Source organism: Ruegeria sp. HKCCA0235A (assembly GCF_013033235.1).
Lineage (GTDB): Bacteria > Pseudomonadota > Alphaproteobacteria > Rhodobacterales > Rhodobacteraceae > Ruegeria.
The window spans coordinates 97,373-122,549 of the sequence record NZ_WQDQ01000004.1 but is presented as its reverse complement, the minus strand read 5'-3'; the positions used below and the strand labels follow the sequence as shown (position 1 = coordinate 122,549).

At 60.2% G+C, this 25,177-nt stretch carries 21 protein-coding genes; 7 read left to right on the top strand and 14 right to left on the bottom strand.

Translation table 11 applies throughout. The features are described 5' to 3' along the window. Window positions 1-25: 25 nt before the first annotated feature. The 3 genes from GOW56_RS08630 to GOW56_RS08620 all read right to left on the bottom strand — a co-directional run bounded on the left by GOW56_RS08630 (window position 26) and on the right by GOW56_RS08620 (window position 4,478). Window positions 26-904, bottom strand: a complete 879-nt coding sequence (locus GOW56_RS08630; protein WP_171205626.1) for a 50S ribosomal protein L11 methyltransferase — start codon at window positions 902-904, stop codon at window positions 26-28. 66 nt (window positions 905-970) lie between these two features. After that, window positions 971-2,203, bottom strand: coding sequence for an MFS transporter (locus tag GOW56_RS08625; RefSeq protein ID WP_171205625.1), 1,233 nt, complete (start codon window positions 2,201-2,203; stop codon window positions 971-973). A gap of 79 nt (window positions 2,204-2,282) precedes the next feature. Further along, entirely contained in the window at window positions 2,283-4,478 is a 2,196-nt protein-coding gene (locus tag GOW56_RS08620) for a primosomal protein N' (RefSeq protein ID WP_171205624.1), read from the bottom strand. A gap of 88 nt (window positions 4,479-4,566) precedes the next feature. On the opposite strand from GOW56_RS08620, the gene fsa reads away from it, so the two are divergent. From fsa to GOW56_RS08600, 4 genes are all read left to right on the top strand, one after another. After that, complete coding sequence (gene fsa, locus GOW56_RS08615) at window positions 4,567-5,220, top strand: fructose-6-phosphate aldolase (protein WP_117869747.1); 654 nt, start codon at window positions 4,567-4,569, stop codon at window positions 5,218-5,220. A 197-nt stretch (window positions 5,221-5,417) separates the two neighbouring features. After that, window positions 5,418-6,125 carry a DUF484 family protein gene (locus tag GOW56_RS08610; protein ID WP_152457214.1) on the top strand — a complete coding sequence of 236 codons (708 nt, stop codon included), beginning with the start codon at window positions 5,418-5,420 and terminating at the stop codon, window positions 6,123-6,125. Beyond that, complete coding sequence (locus tag GOW56_RS08605) at window positions 6,122-7,042, top strand: tyrosine recombinase XerC (protein WP_171205623.1); 921 nt, start codon at window positions 6,122-6,124, stop codon at window positions 7,040-7,042. Before GOW56_RS08610 ends, GOW56_RS08605 begins: the two co-directional genes overlap by 4 nt. A gap of 68 nt (window positions 7,043-7,110) precedes the next feature. Then, window positions 7,111-7,806 (top strand): phosphatidylcholine/phosphatidylserine synthase, encoded by a 696-nt coding sequence (locus GOW56_RS08600; RefSeq protein ID WP_152457212.1) that lies wholly within the window; start codon window positions 7,111-7,113, stop codon window positions 7,804-7,806. 21 nt (window positions 7,807-7,827) lie between these two features. On the opposite strand, the gene GOW56_RS08595 is transcribed toward GOW56_RS08600, so the two are convergent. Both GOW56_RS08595 and GOW56_RS08590 read right to left on the bottom strand, forming a co-directional pair. Continuing rightward, complete coding sequence (locus GOW56_RS08595) at window positions 7,828-8,295, bottom strand: hypothetical protein (protein ID WP_152457211.1); 468 nt, start codon at window positions 8,293-8,295, stop codon at window positions 7,828-7,830. Window positions 8,296-8,371: 76 nt separating this feature from the next. After that, on the bottom strand, window positions 8,372-8,827 hold the full coding sequence (locus GOW56_RS08590) for a methylated-DNA--[protein]-cysteine S-methyltransferase (RefSeq protein WP_171205622.1): 456 nt from the start codon (window positions 8,825-8,827) through the stop codon (window positions 8,372-8,374). Window positions 8,828-8,961: 134 nt separating this feature from the next. Here GOW56_RS08590 and GOW56_RS08585 point away from each other — a divergent pair, with 134 nt between their 5' ends. Then, a complete protein-coding gene (locus GOW56_RS08585) occupies window positions 8,962-10,920 on the top strand; it encodes a hypothetical protein (RefSeq protein ID WP_171117468.1) in 1,959 nt (652 codons plus the stop codon). A gap of 40 nt (window positions 10,921-10,960) precedes the next feature. Here the strand turns inward: GOW56_RS08585 and ileS are convergent, their stop codons facing one another. The 6 genes from ileS to GOW56_RS08555 all read right to left on the bottom strand — a co-directional run bounded on the left by ileS (window position 10,961) and on the right by GOW56_RS08555 (window position 20,546). Next, the gene (ileS, locus tag GOW56_RS08580; RefSeq protein WP_171205621.1) at window positions 10,961-13,873 is read right to left on the bottom strand and encodes an isoleucine--tRNA ligase; all 2,913 of its coding nucleotides are present in this window, start codon (window positions 13,871-13,873) and stop codon (window positions 10,961-10,963) included. A 165-nt stretch (window positions 13,874-14,038) separates the two neighbouring features. Further along, on the bottom strand, window positions 14,039-16,747 hold the full coding sequence (locus GOW56_RS08575; protein ID WP_171205620.1) for a DUF2339 domain-containing protein: 2,709 nt from the start codon (window positions 16,745-16,747) through the stop codon (window positions 14,039-14,041). Between the two features lie 178 nt (window positions 16,748-16,925). Continuing rightward, window positions 16,926-17,636 carry a VIT1/CCC1 transporter family protein gene (locus GOW56_RS08570; protein ID WP_171170878.1) on the bottom strand — a complete coding sequence of 237 codons (711 nt, stop codon included), beginning with the start codon at window positions 17,634-17,636 and terminating at the stop codon, window positions 16,926-16,928. Window positions 17,637-17,696: 60 nt separating this feature from the next. Next, on the bottom strand, window positions 17,697-18,686 hold the full coding sequence (locus tag GOW56_RS08565) for a YcjF family protein (protein ID WP_171205619.1): 990 nt from the start codon (window positions 18,684-18,686) through the stop codon (window positions 17,697-17,699). Further along, a complete protein-coding gene (locus tag GOW56_RS08560) occupies window positions 18,679-19,134 on the bottom strand; it encodes a GNAT family N-acetyltransferase (RefSeq protein WP_171205618.1) in 456 nt (151 codons plus the stop codon). Before GOW56_RS08560 ends, GOW56_RS08565 begins: the two co-directional genes overlap by 8 nt. Beyond that, the gene (locus GOW56_RS08555) at window positions 19,131-20,546 is read right to left on the bottom strand and encodes a YcjX family protein (protein WP_171205617.1); all 1,416 of its coding nucleotides are present in this window, start codon (window positions 20,544-20,546) and stop codon (window positions 19,131-19,133) included. The genes GOW56_RS08560 and GOW56_RS08555 overlap by 4 nt, the downstream gene beginning before the upstream one ends. A 107-nt stretch (window positions 20,547-20,653) precedes the next feature. On the opposite strand from GOW56_RS08555, the gene truA reads away from it, so the two are divergent. Beyond that, the gene (gene truA, locus GOW56_RS08550) at window positions 20,654-21,421 is read left to right on the top strand and encodes a tRNA pseudouridine(38-40) synthase TruA (RefSeq protein ID WP_152457202.1); all 768 of its coding nucleotides are present in this window, start codon (window positions 20,654-20,656) and stop codon (window positions 21,419-21,421) included. 1 nt (window position 21,422) lies between these two features. Here the strand turns inward: truA and GOW56_RS08545 are convergent, their stop codons facing one another. The 3 genes from GOW56_RS08545 to GOW56_RS08535 all read right to left on the bottom strand — a co-directional run bounded on the left by GOW56_RS08545 (window position 21,423) and on the right by GOW56_RS08535 (window position 23,866). Then, window positions 21,423-22,355: a nickel/cobalt transporter gene (locus GOW56_RS08545; protein WP_171205616.1), complete on the bottom strand. Its 933-nt coding sequence runs from the start codon at window positions 22,353-22,355 to the stop codon at window positions 21,423-21,425. Then, window positions 22,340-22,987, bottom strand: a complete 648-nt coding sequence (locus GOW56_RS08540; protein WP_171205615.1) for a DUF1007 family protein — start codon at window positions 22,985-22,987, stop codon at window positions 22,340-22,342. Before GOW56_RS08540 ends, GOW56_RS08545 begins: the two co-directional genes overlap by 16 nt. Before the next feature lie 72 nt (window positions 22,988-23,059). Continuing rightward, window positions 23,060-23,866 carry a thioesterase family protein gene (locus GOW56_RS08535; protein ID WP_171205614.1) on the bottom strand — a complete coding sequence of 269 codons (807 nt, stop codon included), beginning with the start codon at window positions 23,864-23,866 and terminating at the stop codon, window positions 23,060-23,062. A gap of 365 nt (window positions 23,867-24,231) precedes the next feature. On the opposite strand from GOW56_RS08535, the gene GOW56_RS08525 reads away from it, so the two are divergent. Beyond that, on the top strand, window positions 24,232-25,167 hold the full coding sequence (locus GOW56_RS08525) for a glyoxylate/hydroxypyruvate reductase A (RefSeq protein ID WP_171170889.1): 936 nt from the start codon (window positions 24,232-24,234) through the stop codon (window positions 25,165-25,167). The last annotated feature ends 10 nt before the right edge of the window (window positions 25,168-25,177 follow it).

Sequence of the window (25,177 nt, the reverse complement as noted above, 5' to 3'; positions counted from 1 at the left end):
ATTCCACAAAACTCCTGCAAATGGCCTAGTTTGCGCCCTGTTTCATTAAGATTAGGGTCGTCCATTCACCAATCTCATCCCTATGGGTAAGATTGAATTCATTTTGAGAATAAACGGACACCACATCATCGGCCTGTTCGTTGAGGATCCCCGACAGGATTGCATACCCTCCGGGACGCAGATTCGCCGCGATTTCCGGCGAGAGGGCGACCAGAGGACCTTTGAGAATATTGGCAAAGATCAGGTCATAGGGCGCGTGCGCCCTGAGATCGGGGTGATCGAAACCAGCGGCTTCCACGCACCGTACGGCACCGGACATCCCGTTCGCCTTGAGGTTGGCTTCGGCCACGTCAACGGCCACTTCATCAATGTCACTGGCAATGATGTCGCCGTCCCAAACCCGGGCTGCGGCCATGGCCAGAACGGCGGTGCCGCAGCCGATATCCGCCACTTTCGTCGCGGTGAACCCTTCGTCCAGCAATCTGTCAAAGGCCTTGAGGCAACCCAACGTCGTACCATGGTGGCCGGTGCCAAAGGCCATTGCGGCCTCGATCAGCAATGGAATGCGACCTTCGGGCAGCTTGTCGGCATCGTGGCTTCCATAGACAAAGAAACGCCCCGCCTCGACGGGCGCAAGCTCGCGTCGTACATGCGCAACCCAGTCGGTTTCCGGCAGCTCTGAAACAACAAACGGTTTGGCGTCGAATGCCGCGGCCAGAACCGCCAGTGCGGTCTCGTCGGGGGCTTCGGTGAAATATCCGCCGACCTCCCACAGGCCGGAGCCGTCTTCGACTTCGAACACACCAACGCCGGTTGGCTCTGGCTCCAGACGTTCCATCGCCTCGCCCAGACCTTCGGCGGCCTTCTTACCTGTCAGCGTCGTCAGTGCGGTGAATGTGGGCATTGGGGCCTCCTGTCTCGATTGACACCGCGCCTAGGACGCCGCGCCGTCAAGGTCAAGCGCCGAGACCTATTCCGCAGGGGCCGGAGCGTATTTGGTCAGGATGGTCTCGTTGCCAGGCTCGGGGTGACGCGGGATCAACAGGGACAACAGCAGCGAAACGATCGCCATCGCCGCGGCCAGGCCAAACACAGCGCCCGGCGACACGACCCAAAGCAGGCCAAGCAAAGCGGGCAAAAACACCGCCGCAATATGATTGATCGTAAAGGCCACCGCAGCGGTCGGCGCGATATCAGCAGGGTCGGCGATTTTCTGGAAATAGGTTTTCAACGCCAAAGCCAGCGCAAACAGCACGTGGTCGATCACATAAAGGATTGCCGCAAGCAGAACACCCCAGCCGAACCAATAGATGCCGCCATAGGCTGCGAACACGATGGCCAGACCGGTGTATTCAAATATCAGCGTGCGCCGCTCACCGAACTTTGCCACCGCCTTTCCCAGCAATGGGGCGGCCATCATGTTGATCATCAGATTGATCAGATAGAGGCTGGTGAGCTCATGCACTTCAAAGCCGAATTTCTCGACCATCATGAACCCGGCAAAGACGACAAATATCTGCCGCCGCGCGCCTGCCATGAACTGCAATGCATAATACAGCCAATACCGGCGACGCAGGATCAGCTTCTTGGTCTGCGGCGTGGGCGCATCGAATTGCGGATAGGCGAACAGACAGAACAGGGCCAGCACAGCCGTAACTCCACCCGACGCCATGAATACAAAGTTGTAGGACAGATCAAAGCGATCCCAGGTCAGTACGATCAGCCCATACACCACCATGGTCGCCGCCGATCCCATCGCAACCAGCCATCCCAGCACCTGCGGAGCACGATCCTTGGGCAGCCACTGCAATTGAAGCGACTGGTTCACGGTCTCGTAGTAATGGAACCCGATCGAGCTAAACAAGGTCACAAACAGCAACCCGCCCAGGCTGGGGAACCACGCGGTCACCGCCGTTGCGACACCAAGCATTATCAGAGAGATCATCGCCAGCACCTGCTCGCGAATGAAAATGATGACGGCAATCACGCCAACCGCCAGAAACCCCGGAATCTCGCGCACTGTATGCAGCAGACCGATATCCGCGCCATCAAAGTTCGCCACCTCAATAACAAAGTTGTTCAGCAGCGCGCTCCATGCGTTGAACGCAATGGGCATGGTCAGCGCCATCATGAACAACAGCGTGATGGGGCGGCGCCAGAACGGCAGGCTCTGCGCCTCGGTAAGGGGCATGGGTTTCAGCATGAGACCCCTCTACGCCCATTTCGCTGCTTTGGCGAGAGGGAAGCGGTCTGCGCACAATCACCCTGCACAGATGCAGAGGTCAGTAAAAATTCTGTGGGTCGATATCGACGGTCAGGCGGATATCGCCCTTCAGACGCAATGGGGCGATCCAGCGGGCGATGGCATCCTGAATCGGCGCCCCTTTCGGTGCTTTCACCAACAAGCGCACTCTGTGGCGGCCGCGTATACGCGCAATGGGTGCAGGCGCGGGGCCAAAGACCTGAGCACCGATGGCGCGCAGGGGCGCATCGTTGCGGGCCATTGCATTGCCGATATCGAAGACCGGTCCGACCTCGGGGCCCGACAGCACGATCCCGGCCATGCGACCATAGGGTGGCACGCCTGCTGCCTGTCGACCCGCTGCCTCGGCTTTCCAGAACCCTTCCTCATCACCCGACAGGATGGCCCGGATCACCGGGTGTTCCGGTTGAAAGGTCTGCAAAAGCGCCTGCCCCGGCTTGTCCGCCCGTCCCGCGCGCCCAGCCACTTGCCGCATCAATTGAAACGTACGCTCGGCCGCACGCAGATCCGCGCCGTGCAGGGAAAGGTCAGCGTCAATCACACCGACCAATGTAAGCTTGGGGAAGTTGTGCCCCTTCGCCACCAATTGCGTACCGATGATGATGTCGGCATCCCCGGCGGCGATCTCTTCAATCTTGGCTTTCAATGCCCGGGCTGAACCAAAAAGATCGGAACTCAGCATCGCGATTTTCGCCTCCGGGAAGGTCGCCTCGGCTTCTTCCGCCAGCCGTTCGATCCCCGGCCCGACCGGGGCCAGCTTGCCCTCCACGCCGCAGGAGGGGCAGGCTTCGGGCATCGGCTTGGTTTCGCCGCATTGGTGGCACATCAATCGCTTGAGAAACCGGTGCTCGACCATGCGTGCGTCGCAATGATCACAGGCGATCTGCTCGCCACAGGCCCGGCACAAGGTGACCGGCGCATAGCCACGGCGGTTGATGAACAACAGCGATTGTTCACCTTTTTCGATCCGCTGCTGTACCGCTTGCCGCAAAGACGGAGAAACCCACGTTCCGGGCGGCATCTGCTCGGCCCGCATGTCGATGGGCTTCATCTCGGGCAATACCGCCGCTCCGAAGCGCGAGGTCAGGTCAAGCCTTTCGTACTTGCCCGCCTCGGCATTGGCCCAACTTTCCAGCGAAGGTGTCGCACTGGCCAGAATCACCCGCGCGCCACAGATCGCCGAGCGCAGAACCGCCATGTCGCGTGCGCTGTAGTGCACGCCGTCTTCCTGTTTGTAGGACGTGTCGTGTTCTTCATCGACCACTACAAGCCCCATATCGCGAAATGGCAGAAACAGCGCCGACCGGGCGCCCACGACCAGTTGCGCATTGCCCTGCCCGACCATCCGCCAGACCCGCCGCCGTTCCGTCATGGTTGCGCCGGAATGCCATTCCGCCGGGCGCGCACCGAACCGCGCCTCGACCCGGGTCAGAAATTCTGCGGTCAGGGCAATCTCGGGCAGCAGAACCAAGGCCTGCCGCCCCATGCGCAACGCCTCGGCCACAGCCTCCAAATAAACCTCGGTCTTACCAGAACCGGTAACTCCTTTCAGCAGCGTGGTGCCGTAATCGCCGGTCCGCTGCCCGGCCTGAAGCCGTTCGACCGCCGCTGCCTGATCCGCTGTCAGGTCTTTCCCGGGAAGGTCCGGATCAAGATGAGGATAAGGCAGGTCGCGCGGGCTGTCCTCTTCGCGCACGGCGCCTTGTTGGACCAACCCTTTGACAACGGATGACGTTACACCCGCCTGCTCGGCGAGTTCCTTCAAGGTAAAAGCCAGCCCGCCATAGTCGCGCAATACCCCCAGAACCCGGGCCCGGGCGTCTGTCATACGGTCTGGTTGACCTTCACCCGGCCGATAGACCTTGCGCATCGAGGGCGGATCACTCAAGCCCGGTGCCCGCGTCGCCAGACGCAGCATCGCAGGCATGGGTGTCAGAGTGTAATCGGCAACCTTTTCCAGAAACACCCGCATCTCTTCACGCATCGGTGCAACATCTAGAACCCGGATCACCGAGCGCGCCTTGCTCAGGTCAAAGCCGCCCTGCCCCGGCCCCCAAACCACCCCCAGAACCTTGCGCGGGCCCAAAGGAACCTCGACAAAAGCGCCCAGAACGCACCCGCCTTCGGGCGCCTTGTAATCCAGCGTCCGGTCAAGCGGCTGCGTTGTAAGCACCGCAACCAGCTCTCCTTGGTCGAAAAATCCGTTAGCGCTCACGGCATATCCTTCGCAGGGGGTTCCAGCAGGGGTCTCTTTGAGGTAAAGCCATCCGCGACCAAGGCCAACCCATCAAAGGACTGCCCTCATGAAATTCTTCGTAGACACCGCCGAAATCGACGCCATCGCCGAACTGAACGATCTGGGCATGGTGGACGGCGTAACCACCAACCCTTCGCTGATCCTGAAATCGGGCCGCGACATTCTGGAAGTAACCAAAGAGATTTGTGAGCTGGTCGACGGCCCGGTATCGGCAGAGGTTGTCGCCACCGAAGCTGACGACATGATCGCCGAAGGCCGCAAACTGGCCAAGATCGCGCCGAATATCGCCGTCAAAGTGCCGCTGACATGGGCCGGCTTGAAAACCTGCAAGACGCTCAGCGACGAAGGCCAGATGGTCAATGTGACACTCTGCTTCTCGACCAATCAGGCGATTCTGGCTGCAAAAGCGGGCGCGACATTCATCTCGCCATTCATCGGACGGCTTGACGATATCAACCTCGACGGCATGGATCTGATCGCAGACATCCGTCAGGTCTATGACAACTACGGGTTCGAGACCGAAATCCTTGCTGCATCGATCCGCACCGTCAACCACGTGACCGACAGCGCCCGCATCGGGGCCGATGTGATCACCGCACCGCCTGCCGTGATCAAGAAACTGGCCGACCATCCCTTGACGGACAAAGGCCTGGAAACCTTCCTCGCGGACTGGGCTAAAACCGGTCAGAAGATCCTCTGATCCCAGACCCGACCGCGCGGTGCCGAAAGGCGCCGCGCCCGGCCCAACGGCCAAATGTCTGATCTGTGATCAGGCATGGCGGGCGGGAGCCCCTTGCCACAGCATACAAGGAAATCCACCTTTGCGTGCATTTTTTCCAAGGCAAATCCGGTCCGGCATGTTATAAGCCGCGACAACAAAAAAAGACCGGACGGGACATGAGCAGCACCCCCAAACTCGAGGATAACCTCCGCGCGGCAATTCTGGCCGAGCCGGATGTCGTACTGGACGACAAAGACCTGATGCAGGCGCTTGTCGCAGCCAACGAGCAAGCGCGCGGCGACAACGTGATTGACCTGCGCGGCATCGCGATGCAACGGCTCGAGGCGCGACTGGATCGGCTGGAAGACACCCACCGTTCCGTCATCGCTGCGGCCTATGAAAACCTCGCGGGCACCAATCAGGTCCACCGCGCCATTCTGCGATTGCTGGAACCTGTCGAGTTCGAAGATTTCCTGCGCACGCTGGGCGCCGATGTGGCGGACATCCTGCGCGTCGACAGCGTTACGCTGGTTCTGGAAACAACCGTGGTTCAGAACGATCCCGCAATCGACACGTTGGGCGGGGTCCTGACGATTGCGGAACCCGGTTTCATCGACCGGTACCTGACCATTGATCGCGGCGGTCCTGCGCGGGATGTGATCTTGCGGGAAATCCATCAGCCGAGTCGGCGTATTTTCGGGTCACAGGCCGATCAGCTTCGTTCCGAGGCCTGCCTGAAGCTGGACCTCGGGGCCGGTCGCCTGCCTGGCATGATCGTCATGGCCGCCCGCGACCCGCGGCATTTCACACCGCAGCTGGGCACCGATCTTCTGGCCTTTTTTGCCGGCGTGTTCGAACGCTCGATGCGCCACTGGTTGTCGTGAGCCTGATCTCGCCTGCCTGCCGCGACGCGCTTCAGCATTGGCTGGACAGCCTGAGCGCACTGGCCGGACGATCCGAGAATACGCTAAACGCCTATCGTGGCGACGTCGTCGAGTTTCTGTCGTTCATGACCCTGCATCACGCCGAACGGTATGGCCTGAAGGCGCTGGAACGGATCACAGTGTCGGATATGCGCGCCTGGATGGCGGATCAGCGCGGCGCGGACGTCAGCGCGCGGTCTTTGGCGCGTAAACTGTCGGCGGTCAAAAGCTTCTACCGTTGGCTGGCAGAGCGTGAGGGGTTCGAGCCCACCGCCGTTCTGTCCACCCGCGCGCCGAAATTCACCAAGAAACTGCCCCGGCCACTGGCCGAAGATGCAGCCCGCGCCATGATCGATACGGTGGAACTGCAATCCACATCCGACTGGGTCGCGGCGCGCGACGTCGCGGTTGTGACGCTGCTGTACGGATGCGGCCTGCGCATATCCGAGGCGCTGTCCCTGACCGGAGCGGACGTGCCTTTGCCCGCCACGCTGCGCATCGTCGGGAAAGGCGACAAAGAACGGGTCGTACCGGTTCTTCCTGCCGCCCGCGAAGCGGTCGACAGATACCTGAAGTTATGCCCCCATCCACAAGCACAGGACAAAGCCCTATTTCGAGGTGTCCGTGGCGGGCCATTGAACCCACGTGCAATCCAAGGGGTTATGGCCAAGGCGCGTATGCAATTGGGGTTGCCCTCAACCGCAACACCCCACGCGATGCGGCACAGCTTTGCCACCCACCTGCTGTCAGCCGGAGGCGACCTGCGTGCCATCCAAGAGCTTCTTGGCCACGCCTCCTTGTCGACGACGCAGGCCTATACGGCAGTGGACACTGCGCGGTTGATGGAGGTCTACAACCGCGCGCATCCCAAAGCCTGACGTGCACATGACTCGAAAACCCGGGCTTTTGGTTTGCATCTCGGACGCGCATCAGTCATGACGCTCGCATGACACTCAGATTCAAAGCTCTTTCCGTTCATCTCTTTACAGCAACAGGCGCTGTTTTTGCCATGCTGGCCATGCTGGCTGCCGTTGAAGAGAAATGGAGCCTTATGTATCTTTGGCTTGTCGTGTCTTTCATTGTAGACGGTATCGATGGCCCGCTGGCGCGACATTATCACGTCAAGCACAACGCGCCCGAGTTCGACGGCGTTCTGCTGGATCTGATCATCGATTACCTGACCTATGTGTTCATCCCGGCCTTTGCCCTGTTCAAATCGGGGCTGATGGACGGCTGGACCGGATGGTTCGCGATCATCGTCATCACATTTGCCAGTGCGATGTATTTCGCGGATACACGCATGAAAACCAAGGACAATTCCTTTTCCGGTTTTCCCGGGTGCTGGAACATGTTCGTGATCGTGATCTTCGCGCTGGAACCGAATTTCTGGATCATCCTGCTGCTGGTCACCCTGCTGTCGCTGGCCATGTTTCTACCGCTGAAATTCGTTCATCCCGTGCGCACCGAGCGCTGGCGCAGCCTGACTTTGCCGATGGCGCTGGCATGGACGTTCTTCGCGGGTTGGGCCGCATGGGTCGATTTTCACCCGGAAAGCTGGGCCCATTGGGGGCTGGTCATCACCAGCCTGTACCTGACCTTCGCAGGCATCGCCCAACAGGTTGTTCCGCAGCGCCGCGCCTGACGCAGCGCTGCCCGTCCCGTTTTACAGAACGTCCTGCACCTCGAATTCGGTGCCGTTATGGGTAAAGACGTCGCCCTTTTGCAGACCTGCCATCGCCAGATATATCGGGCTTTGGGTTGAAATGCCCATATAGGTCTTGCCATCCACTTCAAACCGCGTTGTTGAAACACACACAACAAATCTGCGGTTGTTGAACTTGATCACAGCTCCTGGCCTGACCGTGTCGGCAAGGCTGAAATCGGTATTTTCGATGACATCAATCTTTGCATGATGCGCATGGACCGGGGCATCAAAGGCAGCCGCCAGATCGGCATTTTCCCGCGATGCGGCGATGTCATCCTTGTCGTGACCTTCCCGGTCGTCCAACTGGGCATCTTTCAAAAACGCATCGTAATGCGCCTGCGCCGTTGCAAGCTCTTGCGCTTCAAGCGACATCAACCGGTCTATAATGGCCTTCTTGCGGGCTGCACGGTCTTGTTCAGTGGTCATGCAATGCGGTCCTTCAAATTCAGCAACTGTTACAAGTTGTGTCTGCAAAAAGCGGATTGCAACCGAATTTCGACGCTCAGATCAAAAGACCTGCCGCCCGCTCATGCCGCAACAGGGCAACTTTCGTCTCAACACCACCGTCGCCCGAAAAACCGCCCAAGCCATTTGCGGCCAGTACCCGGTGGCAGGGAATGATCACGGGAATGGGGTTTGCTCCGCAGGCTTGGCCAACCGGCTGGGCGGGCTGCCCCAGTTCTTTGGCGATATCGCCATAGGTGCGCGTTTCTCCAAGCGGGATGGCATAGATCAGGTCACAGACCTGCTTTTGAAACTCTGATCCGTCAATGCGATACGGCAGATCGAAACGGTCAAGCCGCCCTTGATCATAGGCCCTCAACTGGGCGGCGGCTTCGCGCAGCAGCGCAGTCGGCTCACCCTCGTCCCTGCCGTTCCAGACAAGCCGTGTAAGGGCTCCGTCTGTTTCTTCAACACCAAGTCGTCCGAACTGAGTTTCAACGGAATTCATCGCCATGGACCGACGGTTTCAGATCAAAGCGCCAAGCACAAGCGCGGGAATGTGCAAGACCACGCAAAAAGTCATTTTTGGGCATTGGCGCCATTCGTGATACGCTCCTGCCGTTACTTAAAGAGATTTTGGAGAACGCAATGGGTCGACATTTGATCCTCACGGTACATGGAATCGGTGAACAAAAACCCGGCGAAACCGTCGATCAGGTCGTTGGCGCAGCAACAACCTGGCTGGATGGAAACCCCAGACCACCGATCGAAGTCGAACGCGGCATGATCGAACTGGCCGAATCCACCTTCGACGGAAATCCAAGAAATGCAGAGCTGTTCGAAGTCAATCTGCGCACGGTGACTGACCCGGCTGTTCCTCAGGACAAGGCCCTGTTTGCCGAAGTTTATTGGGCTGATCGCTCTCCGGCCCCGAAAGGAGCGATCAAAACCGTGCTGGACCTGATTTGGGTCGTTCTGGCGTTGGGATATCTGGCGATGGACAATGTCGAGCAAACCCACATCCGCAAAGGCGTTGCCTCGGACCAGCCCAATGGCAGGAATACACTTGCGGCACAGCTGGTACATCTTTTCACATGGATCTTCTTCGGTGCGGTTGCGACGCTGAACGTCTTTTTGTTGATTGGTGCCGCAGCGGTCATGACCGACCGGATACCTGTCTCGGTTTTCCAGAACCCTGCCCTGTTGTTCTGGCTTCTGTTCGGGCTGTACGCCGGCGGGGCCATTGTCGGGCTGGGGCAAAGCCGATCGGCGCCGACCTATCTCAGGCGGGTCTTCTGGCGTGGAATGCTCGCAATGGGAACAGCACTGACTCTGTGCCTGGTCATTGGGCCGCTGGGCCTGAAATTGTGGGTCTGCGTCCCTTCCGACACGGGAAATTGCCCGCCGGCCCTGGAGCAATTCGTGGCGTTTCAGGTTTTTCTGCTGTCCATTTTCTGGGCCACTCTTATCTTCCTGACACTCATTCTTTACGCGTTGTCCGCCTGGACGCTGCAGATCAATGACACACTTTCAGAGCACAGGCGGCTGTACCCCAGCATCTGTGCAGGCATGCTGGTTTTCTGGATGTTCTTCATTTCCGGCCTCTGGTTGACCATAGAGCAATTGCTGGAAACTGTTTCGGGCCTGTCCGGCGGTCAGCTGCAACGTCTTTTTGAAAGCAATTTGAACGAGTCCATCGAAACTCTCAGCGTGGCCTTTGTGGCCATCGTTCTGTTGGGGTTCGTTGGCGTCGGGCTTTTTGCAGGTCGCAAAACGTACAAGGCCAACCTTCACACCCGCAGCGGTCTGATTAGCCGGGCGATTGTAAACCGGCTGGCGCAGTGGGTCTTTCTGTTTGGTACAATCGTGCTGGTTCTGGTCACGATCCGAGAGATCGCAGCCAACCAGAGTTTTGAGGCCGCATGCAACGTGGGCATAGGTGAAACCAACCCGATCTCTTGGGCTTTGGACAGGTTGGCCTGTTCGCAAGGCGAGATCGGCCTGATCGTTCTTGGCGCAACTGCGTTGATGTACCGGTTTTCTGATTTTGTTTCCGCCGGGCTGGGCGTTGCACGGGATATCGTTACCTACGCCATTCGTGACAAATGCTATCTGGGAAAAGATCTGGAAACGCGACAACGCAACTATCCGGATCGCAAGGCGATAGACGAACGTTTCTATCGCACGTTGTACTATGTTCTCGATATCTTTCCAGCGGATCATATTACGGTGATATCCCATTCGCAGGGCACCGTGATTGCCACACAGATGCTTGCTGACCCACGCGTCCAGAGACGCATCGGCGGGCGGACTTTGACACTCATCACGATGGGCTCTCCGGTCACGCATATCTATCAGCGCTATTTTCCCGAGATGTTCACCATCACCGCCAGTCAGTTGAACGCCTCGTGGTTCAACATCTTCCGGCAGGACGATTTTGTCGGAACCGAGATCGAGGGTGGTCTCATTTTTGCAAATCGAAACATCCCGGTCGATCCCGGCGGGCACACCGGTTACTTTACGGACTATCAGGTTTGGAAAGCCCTGTCAGATCCCGCGATTGGCTTTGATCTGTTCAATCCAACACCGCAGCCTGTGCAGACATAGCCCTAAATGCCCCCCGACTGAATTCGGGGGGCGCGTTGATTTATCCCAATGCCTCATTGCAGCGCCCGCAGACGCCCGCGTGGGTGTGGCGGCCCACATCAGGCAGGATTTTCCAGCAACGCTGACATTTCTCGCCTTCTGCTTTTTCGAACACGACGGCAACGCCTTCGATTTCCGGCACACGGAACGCCTCGGCCGGGGCGGGATCGCCGGTCACGGTCAGGCCCGATGTGATGCACATGTCGTCCACGTCGAACGTGGCCAGCAGATCGCGGGTATCGCCATCCTCGACATGCACGATCGGTGCCGCCTCGAGGCTGGAGCCGATCACTTTGTCCTGACGCTGAACCTCCAGCGCGGCAGTCACGGCCCGGCGCACACGACGCACCTTGGCCATGTTGGCCTCAAGCTCGGCATCGCGCCAATCGGCGGGTGTGTCCGGAAAGTCCACCAGATGGACCGAACTGTCGTCGCCCGGGAACCGCTCCAGCCAGACCTCTTCCATGGTGAAGACCAGAACCGGGGCCAGCCAGGTGGTCAGACGGTGGAACAGGATATCCAGAACAGTGCGCGCGGCGCGGCGGCGTGTGCTGTCTCCGTCGCAGTACAGAACATCCTTGCGAACGTCGAAATAGAAGGACGACAGATCAACCGTAGCAAAGTTGAACACGGCGCTGAAAACACCCTGGAAGTCAAACGCGCCATAACCCTTGCGCACCTGCTCATCCAATTCCGCCAGACGGCTGAGAACCCAGCGTTCCAGACGCGGCATATCCTCGGGCGCGACGCGGTCGGCCTCGGTGAAGTCGGCCAATGAGCCCAGCATGAACCGCATGGTGTTGCGCAGACGGCGATAGCTGTCGGCGGTGCCTTTCAGAATCTCCGGCCCGATCCGCTGATCGGCGGTATAGTCGGTCTGCGCCACCCACAGGCGCAGGATATCGGCGCCGTATTGTTTGACGACCTCTTCCGGCACGATGGTGTTGCCCAGCGACTTGGACATCTTGTTGCCTTTGGCGTCCAGCGTGAAGCCATGGGTTACTACATTGCGGTAGGGCGCACGACCCTTGGTGCCACAGGCTTGCAGCATCGAGGAATGGAACCACCCGCGATGCTGGTCGGTGCCCTCCATGTAGACATCGGCAATGCCATCCTCGGTCCCGTCCTCGCGATCCCGCAGAACGAACGCGTGGGTGGAACCCGAGTCAAACCACACATCCAGAACGTCAAAGACCTGATCGTAGTCGTCAGGATTGACGATTCCGTCGAGGATCTTTTCCTTGAAGCCGTCCGTGTACCAGACGTCTGCGCCGTCCTTTTCAAACGCCGCCTTGATGCGGGCGTTGAGTTCGGCGTTGCGCAGCAGGTAATCCGCATCGGTGGGCAGAGCGCCCTTCTTGGTGAAGCACGTCAGCGGCACACCCCATGCACGCTGGCGCGACAGAACCCAATCCGGGCGTGCTTCGATCATCGAATACAGACGGTTGCGGCCGGACTGCGGCGTCCACTTCACCAGCTCGTCAATCGACCGCAGGGCACGTTCGCGGATGGTGTCGCCCATCTCGCCCATACCGTCATCCAGCTTGCGGTCGACGGATGCGAACCACTGAGGCGTGTTGCGGTAGATGATCGGAGCCTTGGAGCGCCACGAATGCGGATAGCTGTGCTTGATCTTGCCGCGCGCCAGCAGCCCGCCGACCTCGGCCAGCTTGTCGATGACCGCCTTGTTGGCGTCACCCTCGCCGCCCTTGCGGGACAGGATGTATTTGCCGCCGAAGAACGGCAGGTCAGCGCGGAACGAGCCGTCATCCATCACGTTATAGGTGATGACCTGCTCCAGCATGCCCAGATCACGGTACAGCTCGAATTCCTCCATCCCGTGGGACGGTGCACAATGGACGAATCCGGTGCCTTCGGTATCGGTCACAAAGTCAGCGTCGCGGAAATCGCGGATGTCGTCCCATTCACCGTTGCCGCCTTCGGCCCCGGCCAACGGGTGAAGCAGTTGAACGCTCTCCAATTCGTCAGCGGTCACGTCGCGCACACGGGTCCACTGATCGTCGTTCAGACGGGCACGGCCCAGTACATCGGCGGCCAGGTTGTCGGCCAACAGGAACCTGTCGCCTACCTTGGCCCAGCATTCCTCGGGCGTGTCAGTAACTTCGTAGAGACCGTAGGAAATGTCCTTGCCATAGACGACGGCCTTGTTCGACGGCATGGTCCATGGGGTCGTCGTCCAGATCACCACATAGGCATCATCCAGATCGCCCGCATTCACGACCTTGAACTTCACCCAGATTGTGAAGCTTTCCTTGTCGTGATACTCGACCTCGGCCTCGGCCAGCGCCGTCTTTTCGATCGGCGACCACATAACGGGTTTCGAGCCCTGATAAAGCGTGCCGTTCATCAGGAACTTCATGAACTCGTCCGCGATCACGGCTTCGGCGTGATAGTCCATTGTGATATAGGGATCGGCCCAGTTGCCGGTGATGCCCAGACGCTTGAACTCTTCGCGCTGGATGTCGATCCAGCCTTCGGCGAACTTGCGGCATTCCTGACGGAAGTCGACAATGTTCACCTCGTCCTTGTTCTTGCCCTTCTTGCGGTACTGTTCCTCGATCTTCCATTCGATCGGCAGGCCGTGACAGTCCCAGCCGGGGACGTATCGCGCGTCAAAGCCCATCATCTGATGGGAGCGCACGATCATGTCCTTGATGGTCTTGTTCAACGCGTGGCCGATATGCAGATGACCATTCGCGTAAGGGGGGCCATCGTGCAGGGTAAAGGGTGTGCGGCCCTTTTTCTCGCGCAGGCGGTCATAGACGCCGATGGTCTCCCACCGTTCCAGCCATGCGGGTTCGCGTTTCGGCAGGCCGGCGCGCATGGGGAAATCGGTTTTGGGCAGGTTCAGCGTGTCTTTGTAGTCAGGTGTCTGGATCGTGTCGGCGCACATTTGGGGCGTCCTTTGGATGATCTGGTCGTCTATTGGATCGAAGCGGTCGGTGCGAAGTCTCAAACACCTTTGCCCGGCGTCTCAGGAGGTCAGAGCGCCGGGGATATAATTCGAATAATGATGGCCATCCGGTCATGCATGACCGCGCTTATATGACGCCTGCACCTAATGGTCCAGAGGTTCTGCCCGCTGCAGCGAATGGCGCAGTTTCGCCCACCGGTTAAGCCACGCAAGACCGGCCAGCGCAAGGCCCAGCGCCAACAGCGAAAACACCCGGATCAGGCCCCCCAGACCGGCGATGTCGATCAGGAAGACCTTGGCAACCGCCAACCCGATCACCGCCAGCCCGGCCTTGCGCATCAGGTCGGATCGGCGGGCCAGAGATTGATAGAACAGAGCGGCCCCGATCAGCAGTAGAACGATGGTATAGGTGTAGAGCTCGGGCTGCGTGACGCCGTTGCCTTCATACATACCCGCCGCGCCCTGCCAGACGTGACGGATCGCCAAACCCAACCAAACTGCGGCCAACACCCCTGCAACGGCAAAGCTTGCTTGCATGATCGGTTTCGGCATTTCCCGGATCCTCCAGGCCGAACCGCCGATGGCCAATGCGGGCAACAGATAGGCAACGGCCAGCGTATTCAAAACCGGCGCCCCCAGCACCGGATCTGCATTCGGATCAAACAAGGGGTTCTGGTCCGCCAATGCCAGCAACAGATAGAATAGGCCATGAGCCGCAAAGAACAGAGCAAGCAGGTATCGCAAATAGTTCAGCTTGCCACCCAGCCCGAACCTCTGCACCTGCGCGAACGCAAGCAAAAGCCAGATGACGGCCAGCAGACCCAGGCCCCAATGGCTGTTGTCAGCGCCGCCCTCTCCGAAGCCTTCGAGCCAACGCAGCAGCAGCAATGAAAGAAGGATACCCGCTGTCGCCCAGGCCGCGCTTTCCAGCAGCAGCGCCGCCAGAGGGCGCTTCAACGGACGCAAAAGCCACCAGCCCACGACAAATCCCAATGTGGCCGCGCCATAGACCATCGCCATCTCAGACACCGGAGCGGAATTGGCCCAGTCCAGCCCGGGATCAAGCACCAGACGCACCGTGACGGTAAAGACACCCGCCCAGATGAACCAGCTCATCGGCGGCAGGATGAACCTGCGGTCCAACGCTGCGGCAACCACGACACTGGCGACCAGAGCAACCGTGAGCGCCGATGAACTGAGCACGATGACGCAAGCGAACACCAGACACGACAGCGCGGACAGAGTGGCCAGAGCCGCTCGCATCCGGTCATCGCCGTCAACACGGGCAAAACGTTCTGCCAGAACCACCATCAGCACCGCCAGTGCGATCGCATGGAGCGCCCAGGGGTAGGCTCCGATCACCGAAGCCGGATGCCAGCCTACTTCCAGCGCGATGGCCAGCACAGGGGCAAAAAGCGCGGCTCCTCCGGCCCAGACGGCGCGATACTGGCTTGTCGTGAATGACCGCCAGGCCATCAGGGCCGACATCAAACCTCCCAAGGCGACCAGAACAGTCACCACCATCGGATAGTCGGCCTCGGGTGTTTCCGCGTAAGTGCCCGCGAACCTGTCCAGAACCGCGCCGTTCTCAAGCCCGTGAGAGGCGACAAAGACCACCAGACCGGCCGCAGGCAGGACAGTCAGGTCCCGGAGGGCCGGTGCATCCTTGGCCCATAGGAGCAACGCCAGAACGAGGGTGGACAACAAGCTGACGCCCAACCAGAATTCGGGTTCCGTATCCGCCCAATGCCAGGACAGGATCACCGTACTTGCCGCGATGGCCCCGGCGGCCAGTCGAGTTGGGAATTCGGGCCAGGGGCGGGCCTTTGGGCGGCGGATCATCTCAGACAGCATGGGGCCCGCGTGATTAGGCCAAATGCGCCGCAACGGGATGGCGGTTGCCAAAAGCGCCAGCACCGTTGCGGCGATCAGGTATCCCGATTCCGTACTCGGCGCCCCGGTCACCAGAAGCAGGTTCGCCGCATAGGCCCCGAACAGCGTCAGGACCGAGATCCATGCCCAGCGCCGTACCGTGTCGATACCCAGCCCCAAGACGGCAACCAGCAGGAAATACGCATAAAGCCAAGAGGGATCATCAGACGCGCCCCCATCCAAGAAAGGAGCGGCAAAGGCTCCGATCAGACCGACCGCAGCCAGCAGCGGACCGTGGAACCACCCCAGAACGAGGCCCACCAGCGCGACAACGACCATCCCTGCCAGTGCCGTTTCGGCACCGATCAGGTTGTACAGCTGGCGCGCGGACAGGATCGCCCCGAACAAAGTGACAAGCCCGGCACCGGAAAAGACCGAGGGCAGATAGGCGGTTGCCACCGCTTCGTCATCACCGAACTTGCGGCGCAGGACTTCTCCTCCGAGGATCAGAACCGTGCCGAAACCCAGGGCAGCGACGACACGGGCCGCCGGCGGCAGCAAACCGTTTTCGACGCCGTATTGCACAAGGAAAATACCGGCCAATGCCAGAGACAGGGCCGAAACCACATAAAACCAGTTCTCGCGCAGCCACGCGCCCAAAGCCGCAAACCTGTCATGGCGAAACACGACAGCCGGAGAAGAAATCTCTGCATCCTGAGCGTCGGCACTGTTGTCTTCCTGCCGTTTTGGAGCCGACCAAGGTGCCGGCCTGCGCGGCTTTTCTTCAGCAGCAGGTTGCGGTGCAGGCGTTTCCTGTTCCGGTTGCGGCAGGACCGTCGCATCGCCTGAGGCCAAGGCGTTAATTTGCGCTTCCAGCTGCTCTACTCGGCGACGCAAACGGGAATGCCCGACCAAAAGTGCGATCAATGTCACAGGGATGGCCAGAACAATCAGGCCAACAAGAACAAGCAGCGATTCCAACCGAGTCTCCGATCCTTTTGGAGGTCAGGCTATCTTGAGCCGTCCGAAAGTGACAGTCAGGAAAGCTGTGATCCGATCTAAAGCACCGAAATCGCTGGACGCGCGATCGTCGGCCTGAAAAGGTCCGGGGTCTGCGGTAACGCCTGCCGCAACAACCGTCATCCCAGCGGCGCAAAATTTATGGGTGGAACAAGGACCCGACGAGATACGCGATCAGCGCGGCCAGCCCGCCGATCAAAAACGTCTCGATCCCCGACCGCCACCAGGGGGCCAGTGACCACCGGCTTTTGAGCGCGCCAATCGCAAAAAAGACAGCCATGGTCATCCAGGCTGAGATCGCAAACGCGTTCGGCACGGACGCCAGGAACGGCAGCAATGGGATCATCCCCGCCACCAGAAACGCAAAGAAGGTGGCCAATGCGGCTTTCATCGGATGCGGGTCGACACTGCCCAGACCATATTCACCTTCGATCATCAGGTTGATCCAGTTTTCGTTGCTCGAGGTGATCTCTGCCGTGGCATCGATCAGAATGTCGCCAGACAGCCCTTTTTGCGCAAGGATCTCTCGCACTTCTTCGCGCTCACCATCCGGGTACAACGCAATGTGGCGTTCCTCGACCGCGCGGATGCGGCGAATGTTGTCCAGCTCGGCCTTGGTGCCCGAATAATTGCCCGCCGCCATCGAAAATCCGTCAGCCAGAACATTCGCCAGGCCAAGCGCCACGATAACGAAAGGGGAAAGGCCTGCCCCTGCAACGCCTGCCACGATGGCAAATGTGGTGACGGACCCGTCGATGCCGCCATAGACGACATCGCGCAACACGCCGCGGCCGGGCGGCGCGTTGATCCGTTCGGCGATTTCCTGCGGGCTGTGACCGTGATCCGTCATGGCTGGCTCCTTTGACACATTCAGTGTGCCGAAGCGCAGGCCGGGGCGCCTTGCTTTGGATCAACCCTTGGAAAACAGGCCCTGCAAGGCGCGCTTGATGATGCCCCGCGTCGAAGGTTTGTGCCTGTCCGAGAAGGGCAACGGGCGGCACACCTCCATCGCGGCCACACCCACACGAGCGCTGAGGGCCCCGTTGACCAGACCCTCTCCGAACCGGCGTGACAGTTTGCTCAGAACGGAACCGCCTAGGACGGGCTCCAGCAGATCATCGCCGACTGCAACCGCCCCTGTCGCCACCAGATGCACAAATACACTGCGGGTCAGACGCCAGCCGCCCAACGTACCCGCGCGCCCGCCATAGATTTCGGCAACCCGGCGGATCATCCGCAATGACGCGGCCAGCGCGGTTATCACATCCGCAAGCGCCAATGGCACCAATGCGGTCACGGTTGCAACTTGCCGGGCCGCGGCCTCGACCTCGCGGCTGGCGGCTTCGTCCAGAGGCGCCAACAGCTCAACTTCGGCAAATTCCAGCAGAGCTGACGCATCGAACTGATCCGCCATCCGCTCGGTCAATCGTTCGCGGCCCCAGCGCGTGTCTTCCCGGCCTTTGTAGAATGCGATGATACGATTGGTGACTGCGCGGGCCTGAGCCAGATCGTCCTCAGCCAACGCGGCATCTGCGGCCCGGCGCAGGCCATCCACACGGGACAATCGCCCCAATGCGGCCAGTTCACGGATTGCGATCATAAGCGCCACAAGAACCAGAGCGGCGATCAATCCGGTTACGATCCAACCCAAAAAAGGCGTTCGCGCCACCAGCGAAGTTGCAAAATCCCACGCGGCCACCGATACGGCCGCCCCGATCACCGCCAGAGCAAGCCCCCAGAACCAGCGTGCCAGAGCCGATGGTCTGCGCGCCGCCAGCCGCGCCGCGCCTTGCATCGCCTGCCCTTGTGGTTGCGCGATGTCCGGCACCGGCGGGGCCTTGGCGACATCGGCAGGGGGCTCATCCGTTTCAAGATCGATCAAAACCGGGCCTTTAGCCATCGATCACATCCTCGCTGCGCCAGACAAACCGTATGTCCGGCAGGTTTTCGTCGTTGTCCGCCCCATCGCTGCGGGCCACCTCGGCAAAGCCGTTACGTTCATAAAACCGGCAGGCTCGGGCATTGTTCTGAAACGCGTACAAGCTCAGCTCTGAGCGGGCCGATTTGGCGTGATCCAGCAATTGCCGACCAATCCCGCAGCCCCGAACCGAAGCATCCAGATAAAGCGAATGGATTTCATGACCGTCGAGCGCCAAAAAGCCAACAACGCCGGCCTCGGTTTCGGCCACGGTCACCCATTCCAGATCAATCATTCGACCACAGAAAGCGATCGTCTCGGCGCAGCTGTGCAATTCAGGCATCCAGTCGTTTTCCAAGGCGAAACCGTGCAGGATCGACCCGATGGTGCCCGCATCCGTCGGGCGTGCGTGGCGTAGAATTGTCGTCACAACCGATCTCCGATCAAGAACTGTGCCGCCCTGTCCAGCCGGATATGCGGCGGGCCATCACCGGGTCTCAGCGACAGTTTCGCCGGGGCAAAGGCCATGAAGCCATAATCTTCGCCCAACCACGCATCAGCCCCGTTTCTGGCCGGACCCAACAGATGCGCTGGATCCTCGGGCAATTCTCCCGGGTAGAAGGCGGCCTGTTTGCCGCTCTCCAACAGGGTACCCCGAACGCATGGCAAGTCTGTCCCGTCGTGGTGGCGCAGTTCTTCGGTCGTGGCACGCAGCGAAGCCAGAGACAGGGCCTCGGTCCGGGCTCCGGCGAAATTCGCCCGATCACGCGCCTCACGCGTCAACGCCTCGATAATCGCGGTCAGGCGGGGGTGCTGCATGTGGTGCAGGTGGTCCGCTTTTGTCGCCGCAAAAAGGATGCGTTCAACCCTTTTGCCCAGCAGCAATTGGCTGAGCCACGCGTTTCGGCCGGGGCGAAAGGCCGACAGGATATCAGCCATGGCGCGGCGCATATCCTCGACCGCCTGAGGACCTTTGTGAATAGCGCCCAGCGCATCGACCAGAACCACCTGCCGGTCGATGCGCGAGAAATGATCGCGAAAAAACGGTTTCACGACCTGGGCTTTATAGGCTTCAAATCGCCGTTCCATCTCGCGTTGAAGCGTTCTGCGCCGCGACGGGCCAGACACCACCAACGGCGCAAAGGTCAGAACCGGAGATCCGGCCAGATCCCCCGGCAGCAGGAACCGCCCGGGGGTACAGTCGTAATACCCCGCTTCACGCGCCTGATTGAGATAGGTCGTGAACGACGATGCCAGCGCCTGCGCGGTCGGCTCGTCATGCGCGCCGGAAGGGTCTGCGGCATTGACCTGCCCCAGATACTCGACCGCCTCCGAGCGGGCCTCGATACGTTCCAGTGTTTCCCGAGACCAGTCTGCATAAGACTTGTCCAGCAGGGCCAGATCCAGAAGCCATTCGCCGGGGTAGTCGACGATGTCCAGATGAACGGTGCGCGGTCCCTGCAAGCCGGCAAGCAAGCCGGCTGGGCGGGCTTTGAAGGACAGGCGCAGCTCTGACACCGCGCGCGTGCTGTCCGGCCAGTGCGGTGTCGGACCCGTTAGGGCGGACAGGTGCGTTTCATAATCGAACCGGGGCACGGTGTCATCCGGCTGCGGTTGCAGATAGGCGGCATTGATCCGACCTTCCTGCTGCGCAACCAACCCGGTCATGCGCCCCCGATCCAGCAGGTTCGCCACCAGCGAGGTGATGAAAACCGTCTTGCCCGACCGCGCCAACCCGGTGACACCCAGGCGGATGACAGGCTCAAAAAACGTCTCGGATACGCTGTCGCCGATGGTTTCGACGCCGCGCACAAGACTGTCTGCCAGAGATGAGATGACCAATCCGTCGCCCCGCAATTATCGTTTCACCCAAGATAGGTAGCGGGTACCGCACATACCAGCGCTTTCGCCCCCTTGCCCGTTCCCGCGCCGCGCTGTACCAGCGGCACATGCCCAGATACGCGTTGAAAGTCGAATACCAGGGGGAACCGTTTGCCGGATGGCAGCGGCAAAAGGATCAGCCGTCCGTGCAGGGCGCAATCGAACAGGCCCTGTCCCGTATCCAGCCGGGTGCGCATACGATTGCGGCCGCAGGGCGCACCGACGCCGGCGTTCACGCGTTGGGTCAGGTCGCCCATTGCGACATGGCCAAGGACTGGGACCCGTTCCGCCTGTCCGAGGCACTGAACTATCACCTCAAACCGCAGCCGGTGGCGATCGTGGACGCCGCGCGCGTGACCGACGATTGGCACGCGCGGTTTTCAGCGGTCGAACGGCAATACCTGTTCCGCATCCTGATGCGACGCGCGCCTGCAACCCATGACAAAGGGCAGGTTTGGCAGATCAACCATCCGCTGGATGTCGAGGCCATGCAGGAAGGGGCGAACATGCTGCTGGGTCGCCATGATTTCACGACCTTCAGGTCGTCGATTTGCCAGGCGGCCAGCCCGGTCAAAACTCTGGATGAGTTGCGGGTTGAACAGGTTCAGGGCTTTTCCGGCCCCGAGGTTCATTTCCACGTAAGGGCTCGGTCATTTCTGCACAATCAGGTGCGCAGTTTCGTCGGAACGCTGGAACGTGTGGGCGCCGGAGCGTGGACCCCGGAAGAGGTGCGCGAGGCGCTGGAAGCTGCCGACCGTGCGGCCTGCGGTCCAGTGTGCCCGCCGCAGGGGCTGTATCTGGCGCGGGTCGGGTATCCGGAACCGGTTTTCGACTGACCTAAATCGCACGCAGCAGCAAACCACTTGCGATCACGGCAATGATCAGCCCGGCCACCAGTTCGATTGTTGGGGCCAGCACCGACGCGAACCGTGTGGCTGAGGCTGAGGCCAGCAGACCTCCGCGAAGGCCAAAGGACGTCCATCCCACCAGTGTCGTCACCAGCGCCGTGCCCAATGCCATGGCAAAAGCCCCGGCGATACCGACCATCGCGATGCCCATCTGCCACGTCAGAATCAGCACGAACAAAGCCCCTGTGCACGGTCGTGCCGCGATGCCCGCAATCAGGATCAGGGCCTCGCGCAGTGAACCCACATTTGCAACTTCCTGTGCGGTCGGGCCATGGCGGTGGCCGCAATCTGAACAGACTTCTCCATCGTGGTGGGGGTGATGCGAGTGATCGTTTTCCTGATGATGGTGATCATGGGGCGACGTGGTTCGTCTCTTTGCAAAACTGCGCAAGGACCGGGCCACCAGCCAAAGACCGATAAGGGCGATCGCTCCGTAGCTTATCGGAGCCATGACCTGTTCCGTCGTTCCAACAAGGCTTTCACGGGACATCTGGAACACCAGCACCCCGGCATAGACCAAGACGACGGCCGTCACCGCCTGCCCCAGGCTGGACAATACACTGATCGCCGACAACCGCCAGAAGGCGACACGCCGACCCAAACCGTAACCCCCGATCAGGACCTTTCCGTGGCCGGGGCCGATGGCATGAAAGAACCCGTAGGCGAAACAGACTGTCAACAGCGTTGCCACCGCCTCGGGTTGCTCGGCACGCGCGGCACGCAAGGATCGGGCGATCTGGTTCTGGAATTCTCGTTGCTCCCCCGCAGCCCAGGCCGCAAGACTGTCAAAGCCTCCGCTGCCCCAAAACCAGAGCAGCAGTACAATCGCCAGGCCGACAGGCAGGATCAGGTAGCGGGACATGAAACGCGGATCTCGCTCGCAAAACGTTCACCTACCAGAGGGATGTCATTTTCCTCGAGGTCATAGTCGGCGTCCAGGGTCAGCAGAAAGGCCTGCATCTGGGCCAGTTCGCCGTCGATATCCGGGTCAAACCGGTCAATCTGGCACGCGGCGGGGCCCGTCACGGTCACGGGCCGCGTCACCTCGTAGGCGGTATAAAACGTCTCATCAAACGCTTTCGCAGACAGCGCCGCGGCCGCGACGGAACCGGCCTCCACCGCCCTGAGATGCGTGGTGACAACGCGTCCGTCTTCAACTGTCGCCTGCGCCTCCATCGGGCCCGACAGCGCGACATGGTTTCCGTCTGCGGTAACGACAAGATCGCCGTTATATCCTTCCACCCACTGCGTATCGAACCCGGTCAGGAACCGTTCTTCGCTTTCCGTCAGAACGCCGTCAGCATCCTGATCCAGCTTCATGTCTTCCAGAACCAGCAACGAGTAGAATTCGTCATACGCCCAGGTCACGCGAACATGGGTCAGTTGACCAGCGTCATCCACGACGAACTCCAGCCCGGTATCAATGAAGACATGCGGGTGGGCGTTGGCCTGCATCGGTAAACAAAGGATCAAAGTGGTTATAAGGTAACGCATAGGCGCAAGATAGGTCTCCCTCCGCGTGGCGGCAACGACATTTTCACTCCCGATGCGAAATCCGGCCCACCATCAGGTCGGCGGAAACAGAACCAGTGTTTGCAGCGCTGTGCCCACCGGACCTTGTGTATCAAAGAGGACGGACTGAGACATGCCGATGCCTGAAGGCTGCCAATGCGAAATCGATTTTGAGGCCAGCCAATCCGAAACCGGTTCACGGTGGATATGCACAGTCAGGTCCGTATTCATGAACCCCATTTCCGTGGTCGGCGCATTCCATGAGATACCGTTTCCGCAATCGGCCAACGGGCACAGGGCCTGTATGGGCGATTGATCCTCGCCTTGCAAAAGCTGCGGAGTACGCATCCAAATCGTTTTGGGTCCGGCCCCCTGTTTTCCCCCTGCGGGATAGCGAATATCGCTGTAATGGGCAAAGCCTGGCAGGTCGTGGCGAATTTCACCTATCGGGAAAGGGCCATCGACAACGTCCTCTATTCTCGGCGCATCCATTTCGACATTCGGCACCTGCCCCAGATCGCGCCGCAACAGGTGCATGGTTGTTGCCGTGGCGCACAACGTATCGTCGAGATCGTGCACCGTGACCCGCGTAGTCCCGAGCGTCTTTGTGTGGCGCGTGGTCTCTGCCGCAACGCGAAGCCCGGCCAGCGGGAGCGGCCTCAGCAAATCGACAGTCAGTCGGGTCAGCATCTTCTCGGGGCCGATTTCGGTTTCAGCGGCCCGAACGATCAAACCGCTGACCGGCCCCGCGTGGCAATGTGCGGCAGACCAAGGCCCGCGCGCTGCATCGTTGCCAACAAACGCCCCGTCCTCGCGTTGATGAAAATAGGTCGTGTTAGTAAAGTCGAGCGCTTCGGCCATGTGATCCTCAGGTCTGTTCTTGCGCAAATCGTTTCCGTTTGTCTGAAGCCAGGCGTTCAAACACTTTCCCCGTTCCGACTTTGGGGGCGAATTTGTTTGACACGCTGGCCTTGCGATCAGTTTCGCCATCACCGCCAGGGACACATGCGTCATCCATCCGAGTGACCTCGGCCCCGGTCATATCAGCAACGTCTTGCAGATGATCATGAATTTGCACGGCCAGGCTGAATGTCATGTTTTCGGAAATGTCCCACTGAAGCACCGGGTCCGGGCTATACTTTTGCCGCAAGGATGGCTTAACTGCCCGGGCCCTGTCCACCGCAGTGACGGGACGTCACCACATCAAACATATGCAGGAGCCGCACATGGCGTTGTTGATCGAAACCGGGCTGTCCAACTGGATAAGTGATGACGAAATTGCCCGCAGTTTACAGGCGGTGTTGCCGGATGCGGATATACGCACCGCCGAAACGCTGGGCAATCCGGATGACATAACGATGCTGGCCGTGGTTGACATGCAACGTGACCACCCGACGCGACTGCCGAACCTGAAACTGGTTCAAAAGCTGGGCGCAGGGGTCGAGACCATTGTCAGCCATCCCGGCCTGCCCGGCCACGTGCGCATCGCCCGCCTGAAGCCTGACGCCCCGGCACAGGGCATTGCCGAGTGGTTTCTGGCCTATATCCTGCGCGCTCAGCGACACATGGCGTTTCACGAAGCGGCTCAAACCCGCGCCGAATGGTCCCCGCGCGCACCGGTTTTTACGCCGGACACCGTGGTCGGTGTTCTGGGTCTTGGCCACATCGGCGCCCGCACCGCGCGGATGCTGCACGCCGTGGGCTTTCAGGTCATGGGCTGGAGCCGGACGCCCAAAGCCATTGAAGGCGTAACTTGCATGCACGGGCAGGACGCGTTGCCCGCGCTTCTTGGCCAATGTGACCACGTTTGCGCCATCCTGCCCTCGACCCCTCAGACCGCTGGCCTGTTTGATGCCCGGATGCTGGCGGCGATGAAACCCGGTAGTCAGTTGCTGAACGCGGGGCGCGGAAATCTGATTGATGAGGACGCCCTCATCGCGGCACTGGAAGCAGGGGTTCCGGGGCATGCCGTGTTGGACGTCACCTCGCGGGAACCTTTGCCACAAGACAGCCCGCTATGGCGCCACCCCGGCGTGACGATCACTCCACATGTTTCAGGCTGGCATCTGGGCGACGCCTTGTCGGATGTGGCTGAAAACTTCCGACGCCTCAGTTCCGGCGTGGCCTTGCTGCATGAAGTCAATCGTGATCAGGGCTACTGAATTCTGAGCT